The sequence below is a fragment of the uncultured Salinicola sp. genome (assembly GCF_937921195.1).
Classification (GTDB): Bacteria; Pseudomonadota; Gammaproteobacteria; order Pseudomonadales; family Halomonadaceae; genus Salinicola.
The window spans coordinates 18,910-44,683 of record NZ_CALFQK010000127.1 but is presented as its reverse complement, the minus strand read 5'-3'; the positions used below and the strand labels follow the sequence as shown (position 1 = coordinate 44,683).

The following is a 25,774-nucleotide window of genomic DNA, read 5'->3' as shown; positions in this document are numbered from 1 at the left end:
GGGTGGATCGCCGTGCGGCGCCGCCTCAGGATCGAGTGGCAACAGCGTTGCCCACGCCCGCCTCGCGCATGGCGATCGGGTTGGGCGTGACCGGCATGCCGGGGGCGAACACCTTCTGGGTACCGTTGACGATCACTCGCTCACCGGCCTTCAGCCCGTCGCGGATCACCACCAGCTCTCCCACCTCGCGGCCGAGCTCCACCTGACGGGGCGTCACCGTGTTGTCGTCGCCGACCACGTAGACGAAGCGACGGTTCTGATTGGCGAGCACTGCCTTGCGGTTGATCAGCATCGCCTCGCTGAGGTTGGCGACGGGCATCTCCACCCGCGCGAACTGGCCGGGCCTGAAGGCGCCATCCGGGTTGGGCAGGACGGCGCGATAGCGCAGGGTGCCGGTGTCGGCGTTGATCTGGTTGTCGACGAAATCCAGCTGTCCCTGGTGGGGGAAGCCCGTCTCGCCGGTCAGGCCGATATGTAGCGTCATGGTCTCGCCCCGGGCCAGCAGCGTCTGCGCTCCCAGTGCTTCGGATTCGTTGCTGTCGAAGTAGACGTACAAGGGATCCACCGACACCAGCGTGGTCAGCACCGACTGGTCGGCGCTGGCGAGATTGCCCTTGGTGACCATGGCTCGCCCGGTGCGACCCGTTACCGGCGCGGTGACCCGGGTGTACTGCAGTTCCAGTTCGGCACTGGTCAGCGCGGCCTCGGCCTCGGCTTCCTGCGCCCGGGCATTGAGCGCCGCCGCCTTGCGCTGGTCGTACTGCTCCCGGGAGATGGCCTGTCGGCCGATCAGGGTGTTGGCCCGGCCGGCTTCCACCTCGGCGAGTTGACGCTGGCTGCGTGCCTGCGCCAGTGATGCCTTGGCGGCCTGGACACGAGCCTCGTAGGGGCGGGGATCGATACGGAACAGCAGGTCGCCGGCCTCGACCAGCTCTCCTTCCTCGAAGGCCACCTCGTCGATATAGCCGCTCACCCGTGGCCGGACCTGCACGGTCTGCGGCGAGGCCACGCGGCCGGTAAAGGTCTCCCGCAGGGTGACCGGTTCCACCAGCACCGCTGCCACGTCGACTTCCGGCGGCGGCGGCGCACTGGCGGAGTCTGCCTCGCCATGGGCATCGCAGCCGGCCAGCAGCGCGATGACGAGCAGTACCCCCAGGCCGCGAGTCAGACCCGTTTTCGACGGACGCTTCTGGTCGGACTTGTTCATTGCTGGGCTCCCTTGTTTCGTTCCCGATCATCGATCCCTTGCCACATCGCCCACGGCGATCGCCCTGGCGGGCGACGTCGAGCCGGTGTCGAGGGTTGGCGACCGACGACGCCGAGAGAGGCCGTCGATCAACCGATGAAGACGAGGAGAGCGGTGCCGGTCGATACGCGCCGCCTCTCGCAAGACGGCGAGTGCCGACATGGGATCATGGATCGCCAATGTACGGTTTCGCCGCGAGCGGGCGTTATCGATTTCCTCCGCGTTGATTGCCTGATCCTGTCAATATCGCTATTTCATGATGAAAGACACTCATTGCTTCTGCAGGCCATCGCGGATCTTTGGGCTAGCTTGCCCGTTCCTTCAAAGGTCTTGCCCAATCCTGCATAAGTCGCCAAATCGTCATAAAAGCCCCGTTATGACGGCATATACTCACGATTCATCCAAGATCGGGAATTTGCGATCCATGAGGGGGTGGAAACGTGAGTGTCGTACAACCTGTTTTCCAAACGCTAGATGACGAACTCGCCCAATTGGCGAAAACTCTAGCCCGTCAGATTCAGAAGTGGGCGCCGGAAGAGGGTCTGACGCCGACATCGGTGCCAGGGCTGGAGCTGGTGCGCGCCAACTCGTCGCTCACCAATTGTATCGGCTCGACGGTCTACGACCCTTCGCTCTGCCTGATCGCGCAGGGGAACAAGACGGTATGGCTGGGGGATCGGGAGATCGATTATGGACCGCTGAGCTGTATGGTGTCGGCGGTGCATCTGCCGGTACTGGGCAAGGTGACCAAAGCCTCGGCGGAAAGGCCCTACCTGGGTCTGAAGCTCGCCGTCGACGCCCAGGAGATTACCGCTCTGGTGCTGGAGCTGGGTGAAGGACTGGGTGAGATGGAGACGCGGGAGTGTGCCGAGACGGCTTGCGGCCTGAGTCGCGTGCAGGCCGAGAAGGGGCTGGTGGAAGCCATGCTGCGGCTGGTGAACCTGCTCGATTCACCCCAGGACATTCGCATTCTCGCACCGCTGGTGCGGCGCGAGATCTTCTACCGTGCGCTGATCGGCGAGATCGGCCTGCACATGCGCAAGTTCGCGGTGGCCGACACCCAGACCCATCGCATCTCGAAGGTGATCGCGGCACTCAAGGATCGCTTCACCGAGCCGCTGCGCGTTCGCGAGCTGGCGGAGATGGTGAACATGAGCGAGTCGTCGCTGTTCCACAGCTTCAAGCAGGTCACCCGGATGTCGCCGGTGCAGTTCCAGAAAAAGCTGCGACTCCACGAAGCACGCAGGTTGATGCTGACCGAAGGGATGGAGGCGGCCACCGCCAGTTTCCGCGTGGGATACGGCAGTCCATCCCACTTCAGCCGCGAGTACAGCCGCCTGTTCGGGGTGCCGCCCCGCACCGACGTGAGCAAGCTGCGCGGCGAGCTGCCGCAGACTGCTCGCGCCTGATCGCTCGCCCAGGTCGGCGCTGATCGAGTCGCGGACTCAGTCGCCGATGACCATGACCGCTTCGGCCTCGACCTGGCTGCCCTTGGGAAGCTGCCTGACGCCCACCGCAGCACGAGCCGGGAACGGCGACTGGAAGAACTCCTCCATCACCTTGTTGACCACGGCGAAGTTGTCGAGGTCGGTCAGGTAGAGGTTGAGCTTGACGATGTCCTGTAGCGAGCCGGCAGCTTCCTGGCACACGGCGGCCAGGTTGGTGAAGACCTGGCGCGCCTGGGCTTCGAACTCCTGGGAGACCAGCTCCATGGTCTTGGGATCGAGCGGAATCTGACCCGAGAGATAGACGGTGTTGCCCGACTTGATCGCCTGGGAATAGGGGCCGATGGCGGCCGGGGCGTTGTCGGTATTGATAACGGCTTTGTTGCTCATGGCGTACCCTCCAGCATCATATAAATGTCTGCGTGCTTCCGGTTGACTCGAAACCTGCGGTTTCTCGCCCCTTCGGGGCCGTCCTTCGGACGTTCTCTCCGCTTCGCTTCGAGTCTGTGCTCCGTGCGTTTCATCCCGCTCGCCGATTTACTCAGCGTTACTTACATCCAAACCGCTTTTCGGCGGTTTTGCTGTTCATGGCCGGGGCCATAACGAAAAAAACGTCGCCCCGCCGTGATTGGCCACGGCGGGGCAACGATCCTGCAATTAGTTTCGGGCGCGAACGATGCGGCCGATATGGTTCAGATTGCGCAGGCGCTTGATGATGCGCGCCAGATGAACGCGCCCCTTGACCAGAATGGTCAGGTTGACGATCGAGAGCCTGGCGTCGCGCTCCTCGATCCCGATGCGCTCGATATTGGCGTCGGCATCGGTGATCAGGCTGGCCAGTTCGGCGATCAGGCCGCGCCGGGTCTCGACCTCGATCCGCAGCGGTACCGGGAAATCCTGATCGATCTGCTTCGACCAGGTCAACGAGACCAGCTTGTCGGGATCGTCGCGCAACTCGTCGAGGTTACCACATTCGTGACGGTGGACGACGATCCCCTTGCCGATGGACAGATGGCCGATGACCGGATCCCCCGGTAGCGGGTGGCAGCAGCGGGCGAAGCTGATCGCCATGCTCTCGGAGCCGTTGATCACGATCGGACCGTTGTGCGGGGAATCCCCCAGCAGCCGCTCCAGGGAGCCATCGCCCGCTCCGGCGTCCACATCCGTGGTGAGCTCCTTCGCGACCAGGCGTCGCGCCGTGGCATGCGCCAGGCGGGTGCCGAGGCCGATGGTCTCGAGCAGATCGTCCTCGGTCTTGAGATCCAGCTCGTCCAGCAGTGCCGAGAGTCGCTCCGGCGGCAGCTTGTCCAGGCTGGTCTCGAAGCTGCCCAGCGCCCGGTTGAGCAGGCGGCGTCCCAGCTGGATCGCCTCGCTGCGCTGCTGGCTCTTCAGCGCATGGCGAATCGCCGAGCGCGCCTTGGCGGTGATCACGAAATTGAGCCAGGCGAGATTGGGGCGCGCGCCGGGGGCGGTGATGATCTCGAGCGTCTGGCCGCTCTCCAGCGGCGTCGACAGCGGCGCGAGATGACGATCGATGCGGCAGGCGATGCAGCTGTTGCCGATGTCGGTGTGCACGCTGTAGGCGAAGTCGACCGCCGTGGCCCCTTGCGGCAACTCCATGATGTCGCCTTTGGGGGTGAAGATGTAGACATCGTCCGGGAAAAGGTCGTTCTTGACGTGCTCGATGAACTCCAGCGAATCGCCGGCATGACGCTGCATCTCGAGCAGGCCGCGGACCCACTCGCGGGCACGGGCATGGCTGCCGGCGGCAATCGGGCGTTCGGTCTGGCCGGCCTTGTAGAGCCAGTGGGCGGCGATGCCGTTGTTGGCCATCGCCTCCATCTCGCGGGTGCGGATCTGCACCTCGATCGGCATGCCGCTGGGGCCGAACAGGGTGGTGTGCAGACTCTGGTAGCCGTTGGCCTTGGGGATCGCGATGTAGTCCTTGAAGCGCCCCGGTACCGGCTTGTAGAGGTTGTGCACCGCGCCCAGCACGCGATAGCAGTTGTCGACGCTGTCGGTGATGATGCGGAAACCGAACACGTCCATGATCTCGGCAAACGGTTTGCGCTGGTCGTGCATCTTGCGGTAGATCGACAGCAGGTGCTTCTGGCGTCCCACCACGCTGCCGGTCAGGTCGTCCTCGTCGAGGCGGCGCTGCAGGCTGGTCTGGATCTGGCGCATGGTCGAGCGGCGGTTGCCGCGGGCGCTGGCCACCGCGCGCTTGATGCGCTCGGACCGCATCGGGTGGATCGCCTGGAACGACAGATCCTCGAGCTCGACGCGAATGGTGTTGATCCCCAAGCGTCCGGCGATGCGGGCATAGATTTCCAGGGTTTCGCGGGCGATGCGGCGCTTCTTGTCCGGGCGCAGCGCACCCAGCGTGCGCATGTTGTGCAGGCGGTCGGCGAGCTTGACGATGATCACTCGGATATCCCGGGACATCGCCATCACCATCTTCTGGAAATTCTCGGCCTGGGCGACCGCCTTGTCCTCGAAGGTGATCTGGGTCAGCTTCGAGACGCCGTCGACCAGTTCCGCCACGGCCTCGCCGAACTGCGCTTCCAGCGCTTCCCGGGAGACGCTGGTGTCTTCGATGACATCGTGCAGCATGGCGGCCATCAGGCTCTGATGGTCCATGTGCATGTTGGCGAGGATATTGGCGACGGCGAGCGGATGGGTGACGTAGGGCTCGCCGGAGCGGCGCTGCTGGCCGTCGTGGGCCTGTTCGGCATAGTAGAAGGCGCGTTTGACCTGCTGAATCTCGTCGTCGGGGAGATAGCCGCCGAGGCGATCGGCCAGGTCATCGATGGTGAACATGCGGCGCGCCTATTTTTTCGTTAACGACCCGTTTTTCATTGTCCGTCCGGCAACCGGCTCCATGGGGATCACGCCAACGGTCCGGTAGCCCTCGGTCATGCCAGGAGGCTGGCTCAGATGTCGTATTCCTGGGTCGGCTCGGGGCGCGGGCGCGGCGGCGCGGCTTCGACCGGCTCGTCGAGAATACTGTCGCCGATCTGGCCGGTGGCGATTTCGCGCAGTGCCATGACGGTCGGCTTGTCGTTTTCCCACGGCAGCAGCGCATCGCGGGAGCCGCGCGCGAGCTGGCGGGCGCGTTGGGACGAGATCATTACCAGCTTGAAACGGTTCTCGATGTGGTCCAGACAATCTTCGACGGTCACTCGTGCCATGAGGGTAGCCCTGCCAGAAATGGGTGAACGCGCCCCGGATTGCGGGGTCTGCGGGACCGAGCAGTCTACTGGAGTCGCGCGTTGTCTGACAAGAGTCCTCAACGCGTGGCAAGAGCGCGCAACGACCGGCAGCAGCCCGCCGGTGGCGGTTCAGTCGAGGCCGTTCAGCAGCTCGTCGAGCAGCGTCGCATGACGTGCCCGCATCTTGTCGAGGCGCGACCGGCGTGCATGAACGATGCACTCGAGCTCGGTCAGGGCGTGCTCGAAAGTGTCGTTGATGATGACATGCCCGTACTCGTCGTAATGCGACATCTCGCTGACCGCGTCACGCATGCGCCGTTCGATCACTGCCTCGTCGTCGGTGCCCCGCCCGGAAAGCCGCTCGCGCAGCGCTTCCCGCGACGGTGGCAGGATGAAGATCGACTCCGCGTCCGGTGCCTGCTCGCGAACCTGCCGGGCGCCCTGCCAGTCGATTTCCAGAATCACGTCTTCGCCCACGGCAAGGCGCTTCTCGACCTCGACCCGCGAGGTGCCGTAGTGGCGGTCGAAGACCCAGGCGTGCTCGAAGAATTCACCGCGCTCGACCATCGCCTCGAACCCGGGCTGATCGACGAAGTGGTAGTTGACGCCGTCCTGCTCGCCGGGGCGCATCGCCCGCGTGGTATGGGAAACCGAGACGCCGATGCCCGCGTTGCGCTGGAGCAGGGCGCGGACCAGGCTGGTCTTGCCGGCACCGGAGGGTGCGGAAATGATGTAGAGCGTGCCGACTGCCGGCGCGGCGTTGGCGTGCGGTGCGGAAGTACTTTGCGACATGGCGAGACGGCCGTGAGGAAGTGCGTGAAGCGGCTCAGTATGCCATGAATCGAAGCGATTGGGGCGGCCCGGCGCGTCGGGTCGTGCGCTAGAATGGTGGCGGACCGCGAGTTTCGCCCGGCGTCGGGTTCGCGATCTCGCCGGCGCTCGAGATCGCACGACGACGCCCAACCCGATTCATCTCCGAAGGAATTCCATGGCCTCTTCACAGCATGCCGCGACCGGCAGCCCGGTCGCCTTCATCGGTGCCGCGTTCGCCTTCTTGCTTACCATGATCGGCACCACCATGCCGACGCCGCTCTATCCGATCTATCAGCAGCAGTTCGGCTTCTCCCAGCTGACGATCACGATCATCTTCGCGGTCTACGCCGCCGGCGTGATGGGCGCGCTGCTGCTGACCGGACGCTGGTCGGATCAGTTGGGGCGGCGTCCGATGCTGTTCGCTGGTCTGGCCGCCTCGGCGTTGAGCGACGTGGTGTTCTGGCATGCCGGCGGTCTCGGCATGATCCTGACCGGCCGCGTGCTGTCCGGTATCTCGGCCGGCATCTTCACCGGTACCGCCACCGTCGCGGTGATGGAGCTGGTGCCCGACGCCTGGAAGCGGATCGGCCCGCTGGTTGCCACCGCGGCCAACATGGGCGGGCTGGGGTTGGGGCCGATGCTCGCCGGGGTGCTGGCGGTGGCGTTCCCGATGCCGTTGATCCTTCCCTACGTCGTCCACCTGGCCCTGGTCCTGCTGGCCGTGCTCTGCCTCTGGCGGGCGCCCGAGACGGTGGATCGACCGGCGCGGATACGGCTGAGCGTGCAGCGGCTCGGCGTGCCCGAAGGGGTCCGCAGCGTTTTCGTCCCCGCGGCGATTGCCGCTTTTGCCGGCTTCATGGTGTGCGGTTTTGCGACCTCGGTGACGCCGGCCTTTCTCGGCAGGGAACTTGACCATCACAACCCGGCGCTGATCGGCTTCGTGGCCGGGCTGCTCTTCATCGCCTCCACCCTGGGGCAGATGGTGCAGGACAAGTTGCCCGAGGCCCGGCGTCTGCCGATCGGCTGCGGCGTCTTGCTGATCGGCGTGCTGTTGATCGCCTGGGGCATCGGCGCGAAGACGTTGACGGGGTTCATCGCCGGCCCTGTCGTCGCCGGCATCGGCCAAGGCATCGCCTTCCGTGCCGGGTTGGGCGCCATCGCGGCGGCAAGCCCGGCGGAGCACAAGGCATCGGTGGTCTCGACCTTCTTCGTGGTGGCCTACATCGCCATCTCGCTGCCGGTGATCGGCATCGGCGTGGTGGCTTCCGTCATCAGCCTCCAACTGACCGGGCTGCTGTTCGCGCTGCTGGTGGCACTGCTCTGCTGCGTGGCGCTGGCCATGCTGCTGCGGCCGTCGCGTCAGGGTGAATCGTCGGACGCCTGATCAGCCTGAGCGACAGGCTCTGGTATCATGAGCGCCGATTCGTTCCACCGACTGCCAGGAGTTCCCGATGACTGCTTCGCCCGACACGCTTCGCATCCGCCGCCCCGACGACTGGCACCTGCATCTGCGTGACGGCGAGGTGCTCGAGACGGTGCTGCCCTATACCAGCCGCACGTTTGCCCGCGCCATCGTGATGCCCAATCTGGTGCCGCCGGTGACCACGATCGAGGCGGCCAGCGCCTACCGCGAGCGGATCGTGGCGGCGACTCCCGCCGGCCACGACTTCACCCCGCTGATGACCTGCTATCTCAATGAGAGCGTCTCCCGCGAGACGCTGGAGCGCGGCCACGCCGACGGCCTGTTCACCGCCGCCAAGCTCTACCCGGCCAACGCCACCACCAACTCCCAGCACGGCGTCAAGCGCATCACCGACGTCTACCCGCTGCTGGAAGTGATGCAGCGGATCGGCATGCCGCTGCTGGTGCATGGCGAAGTGACGCGTGGCGAGATCGATATCTTCGATCGCGAGAAGCACTTCATCGACGAGGTGATGACCGACATTCGCCGCCAGTTCCCGGCGCTCAAGGTGGTGTTCGAGCACATCACCACCCGGGACGCCGCCCAGTTCGTGCTGGAAGGCGACGAATTCCTGGGCGCCACGCTGACCCCCCAGCATCTGGCCCAGAACCGCAACGACATGCTGGTCGGCGGCATTCGCCCGCATCTCTACTGCCTGCCGATCCTGAAGCGCCAGGAGCATCAGCAGGCGCTGCGCCAGGCCGTTGCCAGCGGTCACCCGCGCTTCTTCCTGGGTACCGATTCCGCCCCCCACGTCACCGCCGCCAAGGAGACCGCCTGTGGCTGCGCCGGGGTGTTCAACGCCGAAGCGGCGCTCTCGGTCTATGCCGACGTGTTCGAGCAGGAAGGCGCGCTCCAGCACTTCGAAGCGTTCTGTTCCGAGAACGGCCCCCGTTTCTACGGCCTGCCGCTCAACGAAAGTCATGTCACCCTGACGCGCCAGCCGACACCGGTCGCCGAATCGGTGGGCGAAGGCGACAATACCTTCGTGCCCTACAAGGCCGGCGAATCGCTGAGCTGGTCGGTGGCACGGGATTGAAAGCGTGAAAAGCGGATCGCCAAACAAGGGTATACATGGCAAAACCTCGATGTGGCTGATGGAAGGAGCGAGGTGCGGTGACAGCGTTCAGGTGTCGATGGTGAATCCGGCATCCCGCGCCAACTGGTGCAGGTTGCGATAGCCCAGGCGGGCGTAGGTCAGCGGATGCGCCACTTCCGGGTCCTGCTCGGCCTCGACCACCAGCCAGCCCGCGTAACCGGCTTCGCGCAGATGGGTCAGGGTGGGTAGGAAATCGACGTCCCCGTCGCCGGGTACGGTGAACAGGCCGTCTAGCACGCCGTCGAGGAAGCTCTTGTCGCGGTTGCGGACGTCGTCGAGGACCACCCGGCGCACGTCCTTGCAGTGGACATGGTGGATGCGCCCGGCGTAGCGGCGGGCCACCGCCAGCGGATCGCCACCGGCACCATACAAATGACCCAGGTCGAGCAGCAGCCCCACCGACTCGGGTGTGTTGTCGAGTAGCCGTTCGACCTCTGCCTGGCTCTCGACCAGGGTGCCCAGGTGGTGGTGATAGACCAGTTGCATGCCCTGGGCGGCGAGATAGTCGCCGACTTCGGCCAGCCCCTGGCACAACCGCTGCCACTCCGACTCGTCGAGCAGCGGGCGCTGCGACAGCGGGCGCGAGGCATCACCGTGGATGCAGCGGGTCACTTCACAGTAGACCATCACCGATGCGCCACCGGCCCTGAGCAGGGCGAGATGGTCCTGCAGCGCCTCGATCTCTGCCTGGGGACCGCGCTCCAGGATGCGGCTGGAGTACCAGCCGGAGACCAGCGCCAACTCGTGGGCGCCCAGAGCGGCGTTCAGCGCCTCGGGCGCGCGCGGGAACTTCTGGCCCAGTTCGAAGCCGGCGAAGCCCGCCTCGCGCCCCTCGCGCAGGCAGGTCTCGAGCGGGGTATCCCCGCCCAGGCTGGGCAGGTCGTCGTTGGTCCAGGTCAGCGGGTTGATGCCTAAACGTACGCTCATGGTGAACTCCATGTCGTTCGGCCCGTCGCCTGTGGCGGGCCGAAGGGTCGATGTCGAAACGGCGCTCAGCGGTTGTGCCACTGGCGCGTCTTGTGTTCCTCGTAGCGGTGGCGGGCCTCGCCCACCTCCTCGCGTGCGGAGACCTCGGCGACGGCCACGTCCCACCACGCGCCGCCTTCCTCGGTGGTCGCCAGCGGATCGGTGTCCAGCGCGATCACGTAGCTGATCGGCGAGGCCTTGGCCCGCGTCAGCGCCGCCTCCAGTTCGGGAATGCCGGAGACCGTCTCCGAGCGGGCGCCGAGGGCCGCGGCATGGGCGGCGAAGTCGATCCTTGGGGCGCCTTCGGCGGTGCCGAGGCAGTCGTCGAGCAGGTTATTGAAGCCGGGGCCGCCGCAGGCCTGCTGCAGACGATGGATGCAGCCGAAGCCGCGGTTGTCGAGCACCACGGCGATGATCTTGTGGCCTAGCATTACAGAGGTCGCGATCTCCGAATTGAGCATCAGGTAGGCGCCGTCGCCGACCATCACGAAGACGTTGGACGCGGGACTGGCCATCTTGGTGCCGATCCCGCCGGCCAGCTCGTAGCCCATGCAGGAGTAGCCGTACTCCAGGTGATAGCCGCGAGGGTGGCGGGTGCGCCACAGCTTGTGCAGTTCGCCGGGCAGGCCACCGGCGGCGGCGACCACGATGTCGCGCTCGCCGGCGGCGCGGTTGACGGCACCGATCACCTCGGCGTCGCTGGGCAGGTCCGTACCGCGATCGCGCGTCGCGAGCTCGACGCTGCGGTTCCAGGCCTTGCGCAGGTGGGCGGCGCGTTCGATCCAGGCCGGCGCCGGCTGCCAGTCGTCGAGCCCTTCGGCGAGGGCCGGCAGGGTCAACGCGGCATCGCCGACCACCGCCTGGCCGTGATGCTTGATCGCGTCGAAGGCGGCGACATTGAGGCTGACCAGCCGCGCCCGGGGCGAGATCAGCGCCCGCGAGCCGGAAGTGAAATCGCCCAGCCGCGTGCCCACGGCGAGGATCAGGTCGGCCTCCTCGGCCAGCGCATTGGCGGCGGCGGAACCGGTGACGCCGATGCTGCCCAGGTTGTGGGCGTGATCCCACGGTAGCGCCCCCTTGCCGGCCTGGGTCTCGCCCACCGGCAGCCGGTAGCGTTCGACCAGCGCGGCCAGGGCGTCGCGGGCGCCGGCATAGTGGACGCCGCCACCGGCGATCACCAGCGGCTGGCGAGCCTCGCGGAGCAGAGCGATGGCACTGGCCAGTTCGTCGGCATCGGCGGCCTGGCGCCGGGGCCGGTGCACCTTCTCGACAAACAGTCGTCGGGGGAAGTCGTAGGCCATGGTCTGCACGTCCTGGGGCAGCGCCAGCGTCACCGGGCCGCACTCGACGGGGTCGGTGAGCACGCGCAGCGCCTGGGGCAGCGCGGTCAGCAACTGCTCGGGCCGGGTGATGCGGTCGAAGAAGCGGCTGACCGGCTTGAAGCAGTCGTTGCTGGTCAGGGTGTGGTCGTGGAAGTTCTCGACCTGCTGCAGCACCGGATCCGGCAACCGGGTGGCGAAGGTGTCGCCGGGCAGGAACAGCACCGGCAGGCGGTTGACGTGAGCCACGGCACAGGCGGTGACCATGTTGGTCGAGCCGGGGCCGGCGGAGGCGGTGCAGACCATCATCCGACGTCGCTCCAGGGTCTTGGTGTAGGCGATGGCGGCGTGGGCCATCGCCTGCTCGTTGTGGGCGCGGTAGGTCGGCAACTGCTCGCGGGCCTGGTAGAGCGCCTCGCCCAGCCCGGCCACGTTGCCGTGGCCGAAGATCGCCCAGCAGCCGGCGAACAGCGGCAAAATCTCGCCATCCAGCTCTACCTTCTGGGCATTCAGATAACGCACCACGGCCTGGGCCATGGTCAGTCTGAGGCTGTCGCTCATGACACACTCTCCTTTTCGGGCCGAGCGGCACGCAGGCGCCTCCAGGTCCGGATCAGTTCGGCGTAGTTGCTCGCCACCCGCTCGATCAGCCCGGCATCGTCGATGTCGCCGGCCAGCCACGCCCGGCTGGCGGCGGAGAACAGGGTGCGGCCGACGGTGAAGCCCTTGCACCAGTCATGATGGGCGGCGGTGGAAAAGCCGTGCTTCATCGCTTCCATGGGCGCGTCGAGGCCCAGCAGCACCACCCCGCGGCAGTGCGGATCCTGGCTCTCTATCACCGTGCTGACGGCTTCCCAGGCGGAGGCCGACATCGACGGTAGCTTCCACCAGTCGGGGCGGATACCGAGGTGGTAGAAGCGCATCAGCGAGCGCGCCAGGGCGCTGTCGTCGGGAGTGTCCCGGGCGGGCGGGATGATCTCTATCAGCAGCTCCAGCTCGAACGCGCAGGCTGCCTGGTAGAGCTGGCGCAGGCGGGCTTCCTGGTCGAGGCGCAGGGCCAGTGGATCGTCCGGGTGGTAGAACACCAGGCACTTGATGATGTGCTCGCGCGGCCAGTGGCGAAGACGCATGCCGAGATCGTCGCCGTGCTGGAAGCGCAACGGGCGCGAGCCGGCCAGCTCCACCGGGCGACCGATCCACCAGCCGCGTCCGCTGGCGTCGTTGAGCGCGTCCTGGCCCAGCACGTCGTCGACCAGAATCGCCGGCGCTGTCAGGCCAGTGCGGCTGGCACCCTCCGCCGCGGCTTGCACCAGCAGGCGCTTGAGATGCGGCAGTCGTGCCGGGTCGGCATGCGCCTCGCGGGCCATGTCGAACAGCTGGCGGCGGTGATCGAAGGCCAGGCCGCAGACTTCGGGCCAGTCTTGCGGGGTACGGGTGGTGGCGCGATGCAGGTGGTTGAGCCGTTCGTCGCGGTCGGGCCGGACCAGGGTGTCGCGGCGTCCGAGATAGTCGAACAGCTCGGCCTCGGTCGGCATCGCCGGGGCGCAGCCGTGGCGCGAGACCACCAGCGCGCCGCAGGCGTTGGCGTAGGTGGCACTGGTGGCCCACGACTCGCCGCGCAGCCAGCCCCGCAGCAGCCCGCTCATGAAGGCGTCGCCGGCACCCAGCACGTTGAGCACCTCGACTTCGACGCCTTCGACCAGGATGCCGTCCTCGAGGCGCTCGGGAATCTCGCCCTCGAACACCACGCAGCCCTGGGCGCCGAGCTTGCACACCAGGGTCGCGGGGCTGATCGCGCGCACCGCACGCAGCGCCTCGAGGGTCCCGGTGCTGCCGCCGGCGATATGGAACTCCTCCTCGGTGCCCACGATCAGGTCGAAATCGCCCAGCCACTGCTGCAAGTGACGACTGACCTCGGCGTCGGCGACGAAGCGCGTCTCGCCGTCGCCGGGCGAGGTCAGACCCCACAGCACCGGGCGGTAGTCGATGTCGAGCACCCGCTTGACACCGTGGGCGGCGGCGGCATCGAGCGCCTTGCGGCAGGCGCGCTGGGTGGTCTCGGTGGAGAGGTGGGTGCCGGTAATCGCGAGTGCCCTGGCGCGGGCGATGAACGCCGGGTCGATCGCGCCGGCGTCGATGGCCATGTCGGCGCAGTCGCGGCGATAGAACAGCAGCGGAAAGCTGTCGCGATCCTTGAGCGCCAGCAGCACCAGCCCGGTATGGCGCTCGGGGTCGGTCTGCAGGGCACTGACGTCGACCCCGGCGCGCACCAGCTCCTCGCGCACGAAATTGCCCATCTGCTCGTTGCCGACACGGGAGAGCATGGCCGACTTCAGACCCAGGCGGGCGGTGCCGTAGGCCATGTTGCCCGAGCTTCCGCCAAGGTAGCGGGAGAAGCGGGAGACGTCCTCGAGACGACTGCCGAGCTGCTCCGAATAGAGATCCACCGCTACGCGGCCTAGGCAGATCAGGTCCAGGGAGCGAGGTTTCCTGAGTGAATCCTGCATGGCGTGTCTCCACGTCGTTTGTCATCGAGTGCCGCCGAGCCTCGTGCGGCGACGAAATAAAGCGATGTATCAGTCGATCCCGATCCAGCAGCGCTCCCGATGCGAGCGCTCGATCGCGTCGATCAGGCGATTGATATGGCAGGCCTGGCGAAAATCGGGATAGAGCTCGCGCTGGTCGAGAATGCCCTCGATCAGGTCGCGGACCTCGATGATCTTCTGGTCGTTGTAGCCCAGACCGTGGCCGGGGGCCGGGCTGAATGCGGCGTAGTCGGTGTGCTCGGGGCCGATCAGCAGGGTAGAGAAGCCGCGCCGGCCCTTGGGCCCTTCGTGGCGGTAGAGCTGCAACTCGTTCATGCGCTCCTGGTCGAACACCAGCGCGCCGTGGGTACCGGTGACACAGTAGGCCAGGCCCATCTTGCGTCCGCTGGCGATGCGCGAGGTCTCGATGTTGCCCATCAGCCCCTGGGAGAAACGCAGCATCGCCTGGGCCTGGTCGTCATTCTCGACCTCGCCCATGCCGCTGCCATCCGGCAGCGGGCGCTGGCGGATCAGCGTCTGCAGGTCGCCGCAGACCGTGGTGATCGACTGCCCGGTCAGGTACTCGGCCATGTTGAGAATGTGGGAGCCGACGTCGCCCAGCGCGCCGCTTCCCGCGGTATCGCGTCGCGTGCGCCAGTTGTGGGGCAATTCGGGGTCGGCCAGATAGTCCTCGTTGTGGCGCCCACGGAAGTGCACCAGCTCGCCGATCTCGCCGCTGGCGATGATCTCGCGGGCCAGCTGGGTGGCCGGGTTGCGGATGTAGTTGAAGCCCACCAACGTTTTTACGCCGGCGCGCTCGGCGGCCTCGGTCATGCGCTCGGCGGAGGCGGTGGTCAACGCCAGTGGTTTTTCCGAATAGACGTGTTTGCCCGCGGCGATGGCGGCCAGGGCCATCGACTCATGGAGAAAGTTGGGGGCGCAGATATCGACCACATCGATGGCGGGGTCGGCGACCAGCTCGCGCCAGTCGCCGGTGGCGCGGGCGAAGCCGAGTTCAGCCGCCTTGCTCGCTGCCAGGGCGGCGTCGGTCTCGGCCAGCAGGTCGCAGACCGGCAGCGCCGGCAGGGTGAACACCCGTGGGGCGGCGTGCAAGGCGATGGCGTGGGCCTTGCCCATGTAGCCGGTGCCGATCAAACCGATGTTGAGTGTCTGTTGCATGGCGTGGTTCCTGGATGGAAGCGGATGCATCGACGCGGTGGATGAGCTGCCCGCAAGGGCTCGGGAGCGCGGCGGTCGCATCTCGCGACGAAGGGGCTGGCATCGGCTGACACCACTACCGCGGCCGTGGGTAAAAGCGTCAGGAGACGGCAGCACGGGATGCGGTCGGGCTCTCCGCCGGCGTGCGCTGAAACTCGGCCAGCTCGGCATCCAGGCTCTCCAGCTCGGCGCCGCCGGCCATCATGTTGAGCACCTCCTCGCGGCTGATCTCCGACTTGCGGAAATAGCCCAGGCTGGTACCTCGCTTGAGCAGGGTGAAGGCGTCGGCCACCGGGTAGGCGTGGTGGACGTTGTGGGTGATGAAGATCACCGCCAGTCCGTCGTTGCGCGCCTTGGCGATATAGCGCAGCACCACCGAGGCCTGCTTGACCCCCAGCGCCGAGGTGGGTTCGTCGAGGATCAGCACCTTGGCGCCGAAGTAGACCGCCCGCGCGATCGCCACGCACTGGCGCTCGCCGCCGGAGAGCGTGCCCACCGGCTGGCTGGGGTCGCGCACGTCGATGCCGATCCTGGCCATCTCCTCCATGGCGATGCGGTCGGCCTGCTTCCAGTCGATGCGCTTGAGCGGTCCCCAGCCCACGGTCGGTTCCCGGCCCATGAAAAAGTTCCGGGTGATCGACATCAGCGGGATCATCGCCAGGTCCTGGAATACCGTGGCGATGCCGCTATCCAGAGCGTAGGCCGGCGACTTGAAGCGCACCGGTTCGCCGGAGACCCGCATCTCGCCCGAGGTGGGCTTGTGGACCCCGGAGAGCGTCTTGATCAGGGTCGACTTGCCGGCGCCGTTGTCGCCCAGCAGGCACATCACCTCGCCGGCGTGGACGTGCAGCGAGACGTCGTTGAGGGCAATGACGTTGCCGAAATGCTTGCTGACGTGGCGCATTTCGATCATCGGGACGGTGTCGTTCATCAGCGAGCCTCCATCATCTTCTTGCGCACAAAGTTGTTGAACAGCACCGCGATCAACAACATGACGCCGAGGAACACCTTGAACCAGTCGGTATTGACGCCGGTATAGAAGATGCCCATCTGCACCATGCCGAAGATCAGCGCGCCGAGGGCGGCGCCGACCGCCGACCCGTAGCCGCCGGTGAGCAGGGCGCCGCCGATGACCACTGCGATGATCGCCTCCAGCTCCTTGAGCATGCCGCGGATGGTATCGGCGGAGCCGGTGTCCATGACCTGCAGGCTGGCGAAGACGGTGGCCGAGAGCGCGGTGAAGATGAACAGCGATATCTTGACGCGGTGAACCGGCACCCCGGAGTTGCGCGCGGCGTTGGCATCCCCGCCGCTGGCGAAGATCCAGTTGCCATAAGGCGTGAACAGCAGCACCCAGGTAGCCAAGGCGGTCAGCCCCAGCCACCAGACGATCGACACCGGGATGCCGGTCACCATCGGATTGCCGGCGAAGTTGGTGGCGATCCAGCCGTGGCTGGCCATCCATGCGAACAACCCGGTGGCGACCTCGCCGGAAAAGAGCGTCGCCAGCCAGTCGTGGGGAATATGATTCTGAATGCCGCCGATCTGGGTGCGTCCGGTAAGCAGGCGGCAGCCGCCGATGGCCAGCCCGCGCAGGATGAACAGGAAGGCGAGGGTGACGATGAACGAAGGTAGGCCGGTGCGGTTGACCAGATAGCCGTTGCACCATCCGACCAGAACCGCACAGGCGAACGCCAGCAGCAGCGCCGCCCACAGCGGCCAGCCGTACTGCACGGTGGGAATCGCGATGATGATGCCGGCCAGCCCGATCATCGAGCCGATGGAGAGGTCGAACTCGCCGCCGATCATCAGCAGGGCGGCGGCGGTGGCCAGAATGCCCAACTGGGCGGAAACCTCCAGGAAGTTCATGATCCCGGCGGGCGTGAACATGCCGGTGCCGCTGGCGGCGACGATGAAGAAGGCGAGCACCAGCACGGTGCCGGCGATGGCGCCCAGTTCCGGGCGCCGCATGATCTTCTTCCAGGTCGCGACGGCGGCGATGCGCTCGTCCTCCCGGGTAGCGTCTTTGGCTGCGGGGGTTGCTGTCATGGCAGTGATCTCCTGCGATTCGCGATGGCGGGGCGGGCCGGAAACTAGCGAATGCCCTTCTTGCTAAGTTCCATCACTTGTGCCGCGTTCTGCTTGGTGACGAAGCCGGGACCCGTTGCCACGTCGCCGGCCGGCATCAGGCCGTTCTGGGCGTACTGCTCGAGGAAGATCACCGGCAGGTAGCCCTGCAGGTACTGCTGCTGGTCGATGGCGAAATCCAGCCCGCCCTGCTGAAGCGCCAGCAGGATGCCGGGGGAGAGGTCGAACGTGCCCAGCGTGAATTGATCGGTGACGCCCTCGTCGCGCATGGCCTGGATCATCGGCTCCGCCGAGATCGGACCCAGCGTGAGGATGCCTTTGATATCCCGATGCTGATTGAGATAGGCAATGATGGCGTTGCGGATTTCGGTGGGGTCGTAGGAGGTCGCGAGCTGATCAGCGTTGCCGTCGAAGCCGTCGATGAAGCCGTCGCAGCGCTGATCGAGGCCCTGGTTGCCCTGTTCGTGGTTGATGCACAAGCCTTTCTCGACGCCCATCTCGCGCATCCGCTCGGCGGCAGCCTTGCCGGCCTCGTATTCGCTCTGACCGATGTGGAGCAGAGCGCCGTATTTGGCCGCCGCGTCTCCCCCCGAGTTGATGGTGATGACCGGGATGCCCCTGTCGGAGGCGTTTTGCACCACTTTTCCGAGGGCGTTCTCGTCGGTGAAGGAGATGATCAGACCGTCGGGATCGGAGGCGATGGCGGCCTGGGCCAGCTGCTGCATCTGGGCCATGTCGAAGGTCGAGGGAGAGCGGTATTCGAGCGTGTCGCCCATCTGCTTGGCTGCTTGCTCGGCCCCATTCTTGACCACGGTCCAGAACGGATCCGACGGCACCCCATGGGTGACCATGACGAAGCGATGATTGGCGGCGCTGGCCAGGGCCGAGGTCGTCAGGCAGGCGGCGGCGAGCGTGATGGCGAGAAGGCGTTTGTGAGATCGCATGGTGGATCCTCTTTATCGTTGTCTTCCGGATAGCGGGTGACGTGACACTCGGCTCAGCCCGCGCCAAAGAATATAAATTTCATTTTCCCCGCAATACAAATCATTTGTTCTATACTTTGGTATGAATGGAATTTTTATTCCAAAATCTCTAAGCTTGCTTCCATTGCTGCCCGATCCTGAAACGGGGTCGCAAGCCGTGCTTTTTACAAGGGTTTTTCTCATGCCTATTCAGGATTTCGAGGCACTCGAAAGCCAGATCACTGAAGCGTATGCCTCGCTCAGCCGCCGGCTGCAGCAGACGGCGAGATTCCTGCTCGATAATCCTCAGGAGGTCGCGTTCGCGACCGTCGCCAAACTGGCGGATCAGGCTGGCGTCACTCCCTCGACGCTGATCCGCTTCGCCAACAGCTTCGGTTTCACCGGATTTTCGGAGATGCAGGAGCTGTTTCGTGCGCGTCTGGTCAATGAGCTGCCCAATTACGCGGAGCGTATCCGCGCCGTGCGCGCGGCCACTGGGGAAACCCCGGACAGCACCCAGCTGCTGTGGGAGTTCGCCGAGGCCAACCGGCATGCGCTGGAAGGTCTTCCGAGTCGCATCGATCCCGACGACCTGGAGCGCGCGCTGGACATTCTCGAGCACGCGGAGATCGTTCATGCCATCGGCGCGCGGCGCAGTTTCGTGGTGGCCAGTTATGTCACCTACGCGCTGCACCACATCGACAAGCGAGCAGTCCTGATCGATGGCCTGGGTGGTATGCACGGCGAACAGGTCAAGGCGATCGGTGCCCGTGATGCGCTGCTGGTGGTGAGCTTTTCACCCTATGCCGAGGAGACCCGGCAGGCAGCCAGCAGTGCGGGCGAGCGCAACATTCCGCTGGTCGTGATCACCGATTCGAGCCTTAGCCCGCTGGCACGCCTGGCTGACGTGGGGCTGGTGGTGCAAGAGGCCGAGGTCAAGAGCTTTCGCGGGCTGAGCGCATCACTGTGCCTGGCCCAGGCCTTGGCGATCGCACTGGGGGTGCGTCAGGACCGAGCTACGGAGTCCGCAGGCTCGGGATCGACCACGTCCGGACCGGTGGGTGTCATATCCGATGATGGGTCGGGCCGACGAGGCTCACGAGATTAAAGGAGATAGCCTATGAGACTGGCGCTGATCGGTGCCGGGCGGATCGGCAAGGTACATGCCGCCGCCATCGCCGCACACCCCGAGATCGTCCTGGCCGGGGTGTGCGACCACGACCCGGCGGCAGCCCGGCGACTGGCCGAAACCCACGACAGCCAGGTGCTGGCGGTGGATGCGGTGTTCGACGATGCCGAGATCGACGCCGTGCTGATCGCCTCCAGCACGCCCACCCACGCCGACTACCTCGAGTGCGCGGCGCGGGCCGGCAAGGCGATCCTGTGCGAGAAGCCGATCGCCCTCGACCTGACCCGCACGCGGGAAGCGCTGGCGGTGCTGGCGGCGCACCCGGTGACCTGCGCCCTGGGCTTCAACCGCCGCCACGACCCCCAGTTCGCCGCGCTCAAGCAGGCCATCGTCGAGGGGCGCATCGGCCAGTTGGAGACGCTGACCCTGATCAGTCGCGATCCGTCGCCGCCGCCGGCGGAGTACGTCGACGCTTCCGGCGGCCTGTTCCGCGACATGACCATCCACGACTTCGACATGGCACGCTGGCTGCTCGACGAGCCGATCCACGCCATTCATGCCGAGGGCGCCTGCCTGATCGACCTGGCGATCGGTGCGGCCGGCGATATCGACACCGCGATGATCACGCTCGTCACCGCCAGCGGCCGGCTGTGCCATATCGACAATTCGCGCCGCGCCAGCTACGGCTACGACCAGCGCATTGAGGCGTTTGGCAGTCTCGGCATGCTCCAGGCACAGAACGAGACCGAGACTCGCCTTCGCTTCGCCGGTGCGGCGGGCCAGGTCGAGGAGAATCCGCAGCCCTTCTTCCTCGAGCGTTACGCCCGTGCCTATCGGCGCGAGCTGGATGATTTCGTTGCCAGCTGGCGCGAAGGCCGATCACCGCTGGCGGGCGCCGAGGACGGCCTGCAGGCGCTCCGCCTGGCCAGCGCCGCGGATCTCTCGCGCCGCGAGGGCCGCCGCGTGGCGCTGAGCGAGATCGACTAGCCCGCTATCCATGCGGCGTCGCCCGGTGCCGCCTTGTGAACAGGAGGAATCTGGATGGAATCGCTTCGCATACGGCCTCATGCGGCCGACGATCAGGGGTGCGTGCTCGACGTCACGCCCCGATCCGCCGGCTGGGAGTACGTCGGTTTTCGCGTGCACCGCCTGTCGGTCGGACAGTGCCTGGAGGCGCACACCGACGATCGCGAGCACTGCCTGGTGCTGCTGAGTGGCCGTGCCACGGTCGCCAGCGGGGAGCAGCGCTGGGACAACATCGGCGAGCGCATGAGCGTGTTCGAACGGGTCCCGCCCCACGCCGTCTACCTGCCCGATGGCGTCGGCTACCGGGTAGAGGCCCTGACCGATCTGGAACTGGCGGTGTGCAGCGCGCCGGGGCACGGCGGACACCCCGCTCGCCTGATCGCGCCCGGGCAGATCCGGCGCAGCACCCGCGGCGAGGGCAGCAACGTGCGCCACGTCCACGATATCCTGCCGGAGACGGAACCCGCCGACAGCCTGCTGGTGGTGGAGGTCTATACGCCGGCCGGCAACTGGTCGAGCTATCCGCCCCACAAGCACGACATCGACGACCTCCCGCGGGAGTCGCGGCTGGAGGAGACCTACTACCATCGTATCGACCCGCCCCAGGGCTATGCCGTGCATCGCGTCTACACCGACGACCGCTCGCTGGACGAGACCATGGCGGTAGAGAACGGCGACTGCGTCCTGGTGCCGCGGGGCTATCACCCGGTGGGCGCGGCCCACGGCTACCAGCTCTACTACCTCAATGTCATGGCCGGCCCGCGACGGGTGTGGAAGTTCCACAATGATCCCGACCATGAGTGGATGCTTGGCCAGTGAGGTAGTGTCGATCATTTTGAAACCCGCGAACTCGGGCTGTCATTCCGGCGGTGCGCATAAATTCGCCGGGAGCGAATTTGAACGGCCCCAGGCCGGCCTTCGGTGACCGCCAGGGATGGCGGTCATAGCGCAGCGAATAGCCGGAGTGCAGAGCCCACGTAGGCATTCGGGCGGTGATTTATCACACTAGAACGACACGCTGGCCTGCAGCGTGACTTCCAATGGTTCGCCGACCACCACCCGGGTGTCGCCGCCGCTGGAGGGGTAGTAGGTGGTATCGAACAGGTTCTTCACGTTCAGCTGCAAATGGGTGTTGTCGCCCAGCCAGCGGTTGTCCCAGGCGACGAAGGCGTCCGCCACGGTATAGTCGTCGAGGCTGAAGCTGTTGTCGCTGTCACCCTCGCGGCTGCCGACGTAGCGCACTCCGCCGCCGACTCGCCAGCGGCCGTAGTCGGGATTCACCCCCAGTTCTCGTGCCAGCAACACCGAAGCGGTATGACGCGCCACGTTGGGCAGCTCGTTGCCTTCGGTGCCGCCATCCGCATCGTCGAGCACTTCGGCGTCGGTATAGGCGTAGTTGGCGAGGATCGACAGCCGGTCGGCCACCTCTCCCTGCAGCGAAAGTTCGACTCCCTTCGAGCCGCTCTTGCCCACCGCCCGCGACACGCCGTTGTCGCTGACGACGACGTTCTCCTTGGTGATCTCGAAGTAGGCCAGCGACGCCTGCAGCCGGTCGCCGAGGAAACGTTGCTTGATCCCGGTTTCCCAGCCATGACCCTCTTCCGGATCGAAGCTTTGGCCGGTGTCGGTATCCGGCTCGTTGGGCACGAACGACTCGCTGTAGCTGGCGTAGAGCGAAGTCTGCGGCGTCAGCTTGTAGAGCAGGCTGGCGTGGGGCAGAAAGATATTGTCCTGGGTGTCGGTCTCGACCACGAACGGCCGGCCCTGGCCGCCATACTGTTCGGTATGCTGATAACGCCCACCCAGGCCGAGAATCCAGCGTTCACCCAGATGGAGGTTGTCGTCGACGTAGGCGCCGGTGGTGTCGATCTCGTCGAGGCGATGACTGGTGCTGTCGAGATAGGTGGCGCCGTCCAGGGTCAGGTCGCCGCGGTTCGGATCGTAGATCGAGATCGTGTCGGTGGCGCCGCGATAACGGTCGGCGAGATAGTCGCGGCGGCGCTCGTGATCGATGCCGACGGTCATCTCGTGGCGAGTGCCGGCGAGTTCGACGTCGCCCAGCAGCTCGGCGGCGGTATAGATCACCCGGCGATCGAAGCCGTGATTGGCGTCGGCGCGACGCCTGGCGGTGCCATCCTCGGCAACGCTCAATACTCGCGGCTGGCCATCGTCGTACTGCCGCCGGTTCCAGCCGTAGGTCAGGCGGCTGGTCCAGGCGCTGTTCAGATCCTGCTCCCAGCGGGCGGTGAACGACTGATCGTGGCCGGTCACCCGCGACCAGTTCTCGTCGAACCGGCGCTTGCGCGGCACGTCGACGGGATCGCCGTCGACGAAGGCGGTGCCGCGATCCAGGGTCAGGTCGTAATCGCGATATTCGTAGGCGAACCACAGCCGGGTGTCGTCGTCCTCCCAGCTCAGCGAGGGCGCCACCACCGTCTGGCGGTTGCTGCCGAAGTCGCGCCAGTACTCCTCGTCCTGCTGGCCGACGATGAACCGGAACGCCGCGCCGCTGTCGCCCAGCGGCCCGGTGACGTCGACGCTGGCATCGCCGCCGCCGAAAGAGGTGCCCTTGCCACTGATGGTGCGCTGCCACTCGTACTGCGGCTTCTTGCTGACGACGTTGATCACTCCGCCGGGCTCCTGGATGCCGTAACGAAACGAGCTGGGGCCCTTGAGCACTTCGATGCGCTCGGTGGTGAACAGCGGAAAGGTGTTGCGCGGCTGGCGGATGCCGTCGCGCAGGGTCGAACCGTCGCTGTTGCTGCCGAAGCCACGCTTGATGAAGCCCGCCTCGGTGCCGCCCATGGTATTGCCCTGGGTGATGCCGTTGACGTAGCCCATGGCGTCGGTCAACGAATCGGCACCGATGTCGTCGAGCATCCGGGTGCCGATCTGGTCCACCGTGCGCGCCTGGCTCAGGAAGTCGGTGGCGCGACCGGTGACCATGCTGGTGGGGCCCGGGCGATAGGTGTCGTCGACCGGAGCCGCCGATGCCGCCTTGACGACCAGCGGGTCGAGGGCCGTGGCGCCGGTCTCGGCGGCCTGCGCCGCGGGGAGGTGCAGCACGGCCATCGCCAGCGCCATCGGCGAGTACTGGCAAAGTCTGGAGGTGATACGCATGACAGGGGTTCCCGGGATGATCTCGTTATCGCGGGTCTCGAGACCCGTCGTTGGTGTTGTCTATCTATCGTTGGTGTTGTCGTTCCGAGGCGGGTCGCCGGCGTAGGTCGCCTGGAAAGTACCGCTGGCATCGATCGGCATGAACCGGCCATAGAGCGAGTCCAGGGTCTCTTCGGGGTCGAGCGCCGCGCACTGGCGGGGATGGAGCCAGCTGGCAATGGCCTGCAGCGCCACCACCGAAAACGGCCCCTGGTGGTAGCCGTGCCAGAGCGCATGGAAGCCGCCGTCGTTGACCGCCGACAGCGCCGGCCACCCCGGGCGACGGGCCAGGACATCGGCCATGTCGCGCTGGGTATCGCTCGCATCGACGCCGAAGCCGGCGCGAATCGAGCCGCCCTTCGGCCACTGCGCGGCAGTGGCGATGATGACGTCGGGGTCGCGGGAAAGAATGGTTTCCGGATTGAGCACGTTCTCGGTGCCAGAGCTCATGCCGGCGGCGATGTTGTCGCCCCGGGCGTACGCCACCAGGTCGGCGAGGCCCGAGTCGAAGTTGCTGCGGCAGCAATCGACCTTGAGCCCGGGGGCGATATCGATCAGCACGCGGGGTCGACGGGTGACGGCAGCGAGACAGTCGTCGACTGCGGCCTGCTCGGTCTCGAGCTGCTGGATCATCGCATCGGCGCGAGGCTCGGCACCCAGGGCGCGGCCCAGCAGCCGCAACGAAGGGACGCTCTCCTCCAGTGGGTGTTCGCGGAAGTCGATGAACAGGATCGGGATCCGTAGTGCGTCCAGCTGTGCCAGCAGCGGCGAGGTCTGCAGCTCGCGGTAGCGCGAGGCATCGGCGACGATCAGGTCCGGGCCGAGGGTGACCAGGGCTTCGGCGCTGGGCATGGCGTTGTTGGCCGTTCCCAGCGTCGGCAGCTCGGAGAGGGCGGGAAAGGCCGCCTCGAACCGGGACTGGGCCACCGGATCGAAGCTCTCGAGCGAACCGCGCCAGCCGCTCATGCGCGCGACGGGATCGGGCAGCAGCGCGGCGAGGGCGAACAGGTGGCGCGGGTTGTCGAGGAAGATGCGCCGCGGCGGCGCCCGCAGCGTGAGCTCGCGGCCAGCCAGGTCGGTCAAGGTGACGGGGAAGCGGGGTGTCGCGCCAGGGTCGGTGCTCTCCGACGCCATTGCGGTCATCGACCACAGCAGCGCTGAACCGATCCCGATGATGGCCAGGCCAAGACGGCTGGCGAAAAAGGCAAGCATCGTTTTTCTTCTATTTGATTAAAGATAATCATTATCATTGTTATTCGTGACACGGTCAACGCGGCGCTAGGGTTTGTAAGAAAAGTCGGCGAGCGAAGGCAAGACAAGGCAAAAATCGGCGAAAGAGGACCGGGCTGGCGCTCCAGTTTACGGGGTGTAAATGAGCATCTTGACCGGGCTGGCGCACCAGCCGATTTTTAACGCCGTATTGCCGAGCGCAGACAGTTTTCGTATAGAGCCTAGCCGCCAGGCCACGCTGGCCGACGCGTCGGGGAACTCGGAAAGATGGCTAAGGCATCGAATCCAGGTGAGCCCTGTCGAAGGGGGCGATCGTCCAGTCCTTGCCACCCGTGGGAGCGATCCACAGCGGAATCGCGTTGGCCGAGCGTGGCCCGGCCGGGCTGCCCTGGGTCAACCCGCGTACGGCGCGCACCAGCCCGGAGTGGCCGACGATCAGCGGCGTGTCGGCTTCCTCGAGCAGGGCGTTGAGGGTGGTGGCGATGCGTTCGACGAACGTCTCCCAGGATTCGCCGCCCGGCGGCGTACTCATGTAGGGAATGGTATCGGGGATCGGCTGGCCCTCCAGCTCGCCCCAGTGGCGCTCCATCAATCCATCGACGACACGATCCGGCGCGCGACCCAGCGCCAGTTCGGCGGTGCGGTAGGCGCGCTGCAAGGGGCTGGAAGCCACCAGCGACCAGTCGATGTCGCCCAGTAGTGCCCGCGCGCGTCGCGCCTCCTCCTCTCCCCGCGGGGTCAGCGCCACGTCGTGCTGGCCACCGATGCGGCGTTCGAGATTGCGGGTGCTCTGGCCATGACGCAGGAAGACGAAGGGGCGGCGAATCAAGGTGGGCATGGCGATGGGCTCCAGCGCATCAGCAAAGCGACCATCT

General features: G+C 66.2%; 21 protein-coding genes. 6 read left to right on the top strand and 15 right to left on the bottom strand.

Annotation, left to right across the window (positions count from 1 at the left end; genetic code table 11):
• Nucleotides 1-25: 25 nt before the first annotated feature.
• Nucleotides 26-1,207, bottom strand: a complete 1,182-nt coding sequence (locus Q0602_RS14550; RefSeq protein WP_298844783.1) for an efflux RND transporter periplasmic adaptor subunit — start codon at nt 1,205-1,207, stop codon at nt 26-28.
• 530 nt (nt 1,208-1,737) lie between these two features.
• Between Q0602_RS14550 and Q0602_RS14545 the strand changes: the two genes are divergently transcribed.
• A complete protein-coding gene (locus tag Q0602_RS14545) occupies nt 1,738-2,655 on the top strand; it encodes an AraC family transcriptional regulator (protein ID WP_298844781.1) in 918 nt (305 codons plus the stop codon).
• Between the two features lie 36 nt (nt 2,656-2,691).
• On the opposite strand, the gene Q0602_RS14540 is transcribed toward Q0602_RS14545, so the two are convergent.
• The 4 genes from Q0602_RS14540 to gmk form a co-directional block, all read right to left on the bottom strand.
• Entirely contained in the window at nt 2,692-3,081 is a 390-nt protein-coding gene (locus tag Q0602_RS14540; protein ID WP_295035179.1) for a RidA family protein, read from the bottom strand.
• Nucleotides 3,082-3,348: 267 nt separating this feature from the next.
• Nucleotides 3,349-5,511, bottom strand: a complete 2,163-nt coding sequence (locus tag Q0602_RS14535; protein WP_295035181.1) for a RelA/SpoT family protein — start codon at nt 5,509-5,511, stop codon at nt 3,349-3,351.
• Between the two features lie 113 nt (nt 5,512-5,624).
• Entirely contained in the window at nt 5,625-5,882 is a 258-nt protein-coding gene (gene rpoZ, locus Q0602_RS14530; protein WP_075561565.1) for a DNA-directed RNA polymerase subunit omega, read from the bottom strand.
• 150 nt (nt 5,883-6,032) lie between these two features.
• The gene (gmk, locus tag Q0602_RS14525) at nt 6,033-6,695 is read right to left on the bottom strand and encodes a guanylate kinase (RefSeq protein ID WP_298844775.1); all 663 of its coding nucleotides are present in this window, start codon (nt 6,693-6,695) and stop codon (nt 6,033-6,035) included.
• A 196-nt stretch (nt 6,696-6,891) separates the two neighbouring features.
• Between gmk and Q0602_RS14520 the strand changes: the two genes are divergently transcribed.
• Together Q0602_RS14520 and pyrC are read left to right on the top strand one after the other, a co-directional pair.
• A complete protein-coding gene (locus Q0602_RS14520) occupies nt 6,892-8,100 on the top strand; it encodes an MFS transporter (protein ID WP_298844772.1) in 1,209 nt (402 codons plus the stop codon).
• A 67-nt stretch (nt 8,101-8,167) separates the two neighbouring features.
• Nucleotides 8,168-9,217, top strand: coding sequence for a dihydroorotase (pyrC, locus tag Q0602_RS14515; protein ID WP_298844769.1), 1,050 nt, complete (start codon nt 8,168-8,170; stop codon nt 9,215-9,217).
• A gap of 87 nt (nt 9,218-9,304) precedes the next feature.
• On the opposite strand, the gene iolE is transcribed toward pyrC, so the two are convergent.
• From iolE to Q0602_RS14480, 7 genes are all read right to left on the bottom strand, one after another.
• Nucleotides 9,305-10,204, bottom strand: a complete 900-nt coding sequence (gene iolE / locus Q0602_RS14510; RefSeq protein WP_298844766.1) for a myo-inosose-2 dehydratase — start codon at nt 10,202-10,204, stop codon at nt 9,305-9,307.
• A gap of 65 nt (nt 10,205-10,269) precedes the next feature.
• A complete protein-coding gene (gene iolD, locus Q0602_RS14505; RefSeq protein WP_298844763.1) occupies nt 10,270-12,123 on the bottom strand; it encodes a 3D-(3,5/4)-trihydroxycyclohexane-1,2-dione acylhydrolase (decyclizing) in 1,854 nt (617 codons plus the stop codon).
• Nucleotides 12,120-14,069 carry a 5-dehydro-2-deoxygluconokinase gene (iolC, locus tag Q0602_RS14500; protein WP_298844760.1) on the bottom strand — a complete coding sequence of 650 codons (1,950 nt, stop codon included), beginning with the start codon at nt 14,067-14,069 and terminating at the stop codon, nt 12,120-12,122. Before iolC ends, iolD begins: the two co-directional genes overlap by 4 nt.
• 69 nt (nt 14,070-14,138) lie before the next feature.
• A complete protein-coding gene (locus Q0602_RS14495) occupies nt 14,139-15,266 on the bottom strand; it encodes a Gfo/Idh/MocA family oxidoreductase (protein ID WP_298844758.1) in 1,128 nt (375 codons plus the stop codon).
• Nucleotides 15,267-15,405: 139 nt separating this feature from the next.
• The gene (locus Q0602_RS14490; RefSeq protein WP_298844756.1) at nt 15,406-16,236 is read right to left on the bottom strand and encodes an ATP-binding cassette domain-containing protein; all 831 of its coding nucleotides are present in this window, start codon (nt 16,234-16,236) and stop codon (nt 15,406-15,408) included.
• Nucleotides 16,236-17,354: an ABC transporter permease gene (locus Q0602_RS14485; protein WP_298844753.1), complete on the bottom strand. Its 1,119-nt coding sequence runs from the start codon at nt 17,352-17,354 to the stop codon at nt 16,236-16,238. Before Q0602_RS14485 ends, Q0602_RS14490 begins: the two co-directional genes overlap by 1 nt.
• 44 nt (nt 17,355-17,398) lie before the next feature.
• Nucleotides 17,399-18,337, bottom strand: a complete 939-nt coding sequence (locus tag Q0602_RS14480) for a sugar ABC transporter substrate-binding protein (RefSeq protein ID WP_149435260.1) — start codon at nt 18,335-18,337, stop codon at nt 17,399-17,401.
• 220 nt (nt 18,338-18,557) lie between these two features.
• On the opposite strand from Q0602_RS14480, the gene Q0602_RS14475 reads away from it, so the two are divergent.
• Genes Q0602_RS14475 through iolB form a run of 3 tightly spaced genes read left to right on the top strand, consistent with a single transcriptional unit; the run spans nt 18,558 to nt 21,329 of the window.
• Entirely contained in the window at nt 18,558-19,463 is a 906-nt protein-coding gene (locus Q0602_RS14475; RefSeq protein ID WP_298844749.1) for a MurR/RpiR family transcriptional regulator, read from the top strand.
• 12 nt (nt 19,464-19,475) lie between these two features.
• Nucleotides 19,476-20,471 (top strand): inositol 2-dehydrogenase, encoded by a 996-nt coding sequence (gene iolG, locus Q0602_RS14470; protein WP_298844747.1) that lies wholly within the window; start codon nt 19,476-19,478, stop codon nt 20,469-20,471.
• Between the two features lie 54 nt (nt 20,472-20,525).
• Complete coding sequence (gene iolB / locus Q0602_RS14465) at nt 20,526-21,329, top strand: 5-deoxy-glucuronate isomerase (protein WP_298844744.1); 804 nt, start codon at nt 20,526-20,528, stop codon at nt 21,327-21,329.
• Nucleotides 21,330-21,515: 186 nt separating this feature from the next.
• On the opposite strand, the gene Q0602_RS14460 is transcribed toward iolB, so the two are convergent.
• The 3 genes from Q0602_RS14460 to Q0602_RS14450 form a co-directional block, all read right to left on the bottom strand.
• Complete coding sequence (locus Q0602_RS14460; RefSeq protein WP_298844741.1) at nt 21,516-23,630, bottom strand: TonB-dependent siderophore receptor; 2,115 nt, start codon at nt 23,628-23,630, stop codon at nt 21,516-21,518.
• A 60-nt stretch (nt 23,631-23,690) separates the two neighbouring features.
• Nucleotides 23,691-24,881, bottom strand: coding sequence for an ABC transporter substrate-binding protein (locus Q0602_RS14455; protein WP_298844738.1), 1,191 nt, complete (start codon nt 24,879-24,881; stop codon nt 23,691-23,693).
• A gap of 289 nt (nt 24,882-25,170) precedes the next feature.
• On the bottom strand, nt 25,171-25,737 hold the full coding sequence (locus Q0602_RS14450) for a histidine phosphatase family protein (protein WP_298844735.1): 567 nt from the start codon (nt 25,735-25,737) through the stop codon (nt 25,171-25,173).
• Nucleotides 25,738-25,774: the final 37 nt, after the last annotated feature.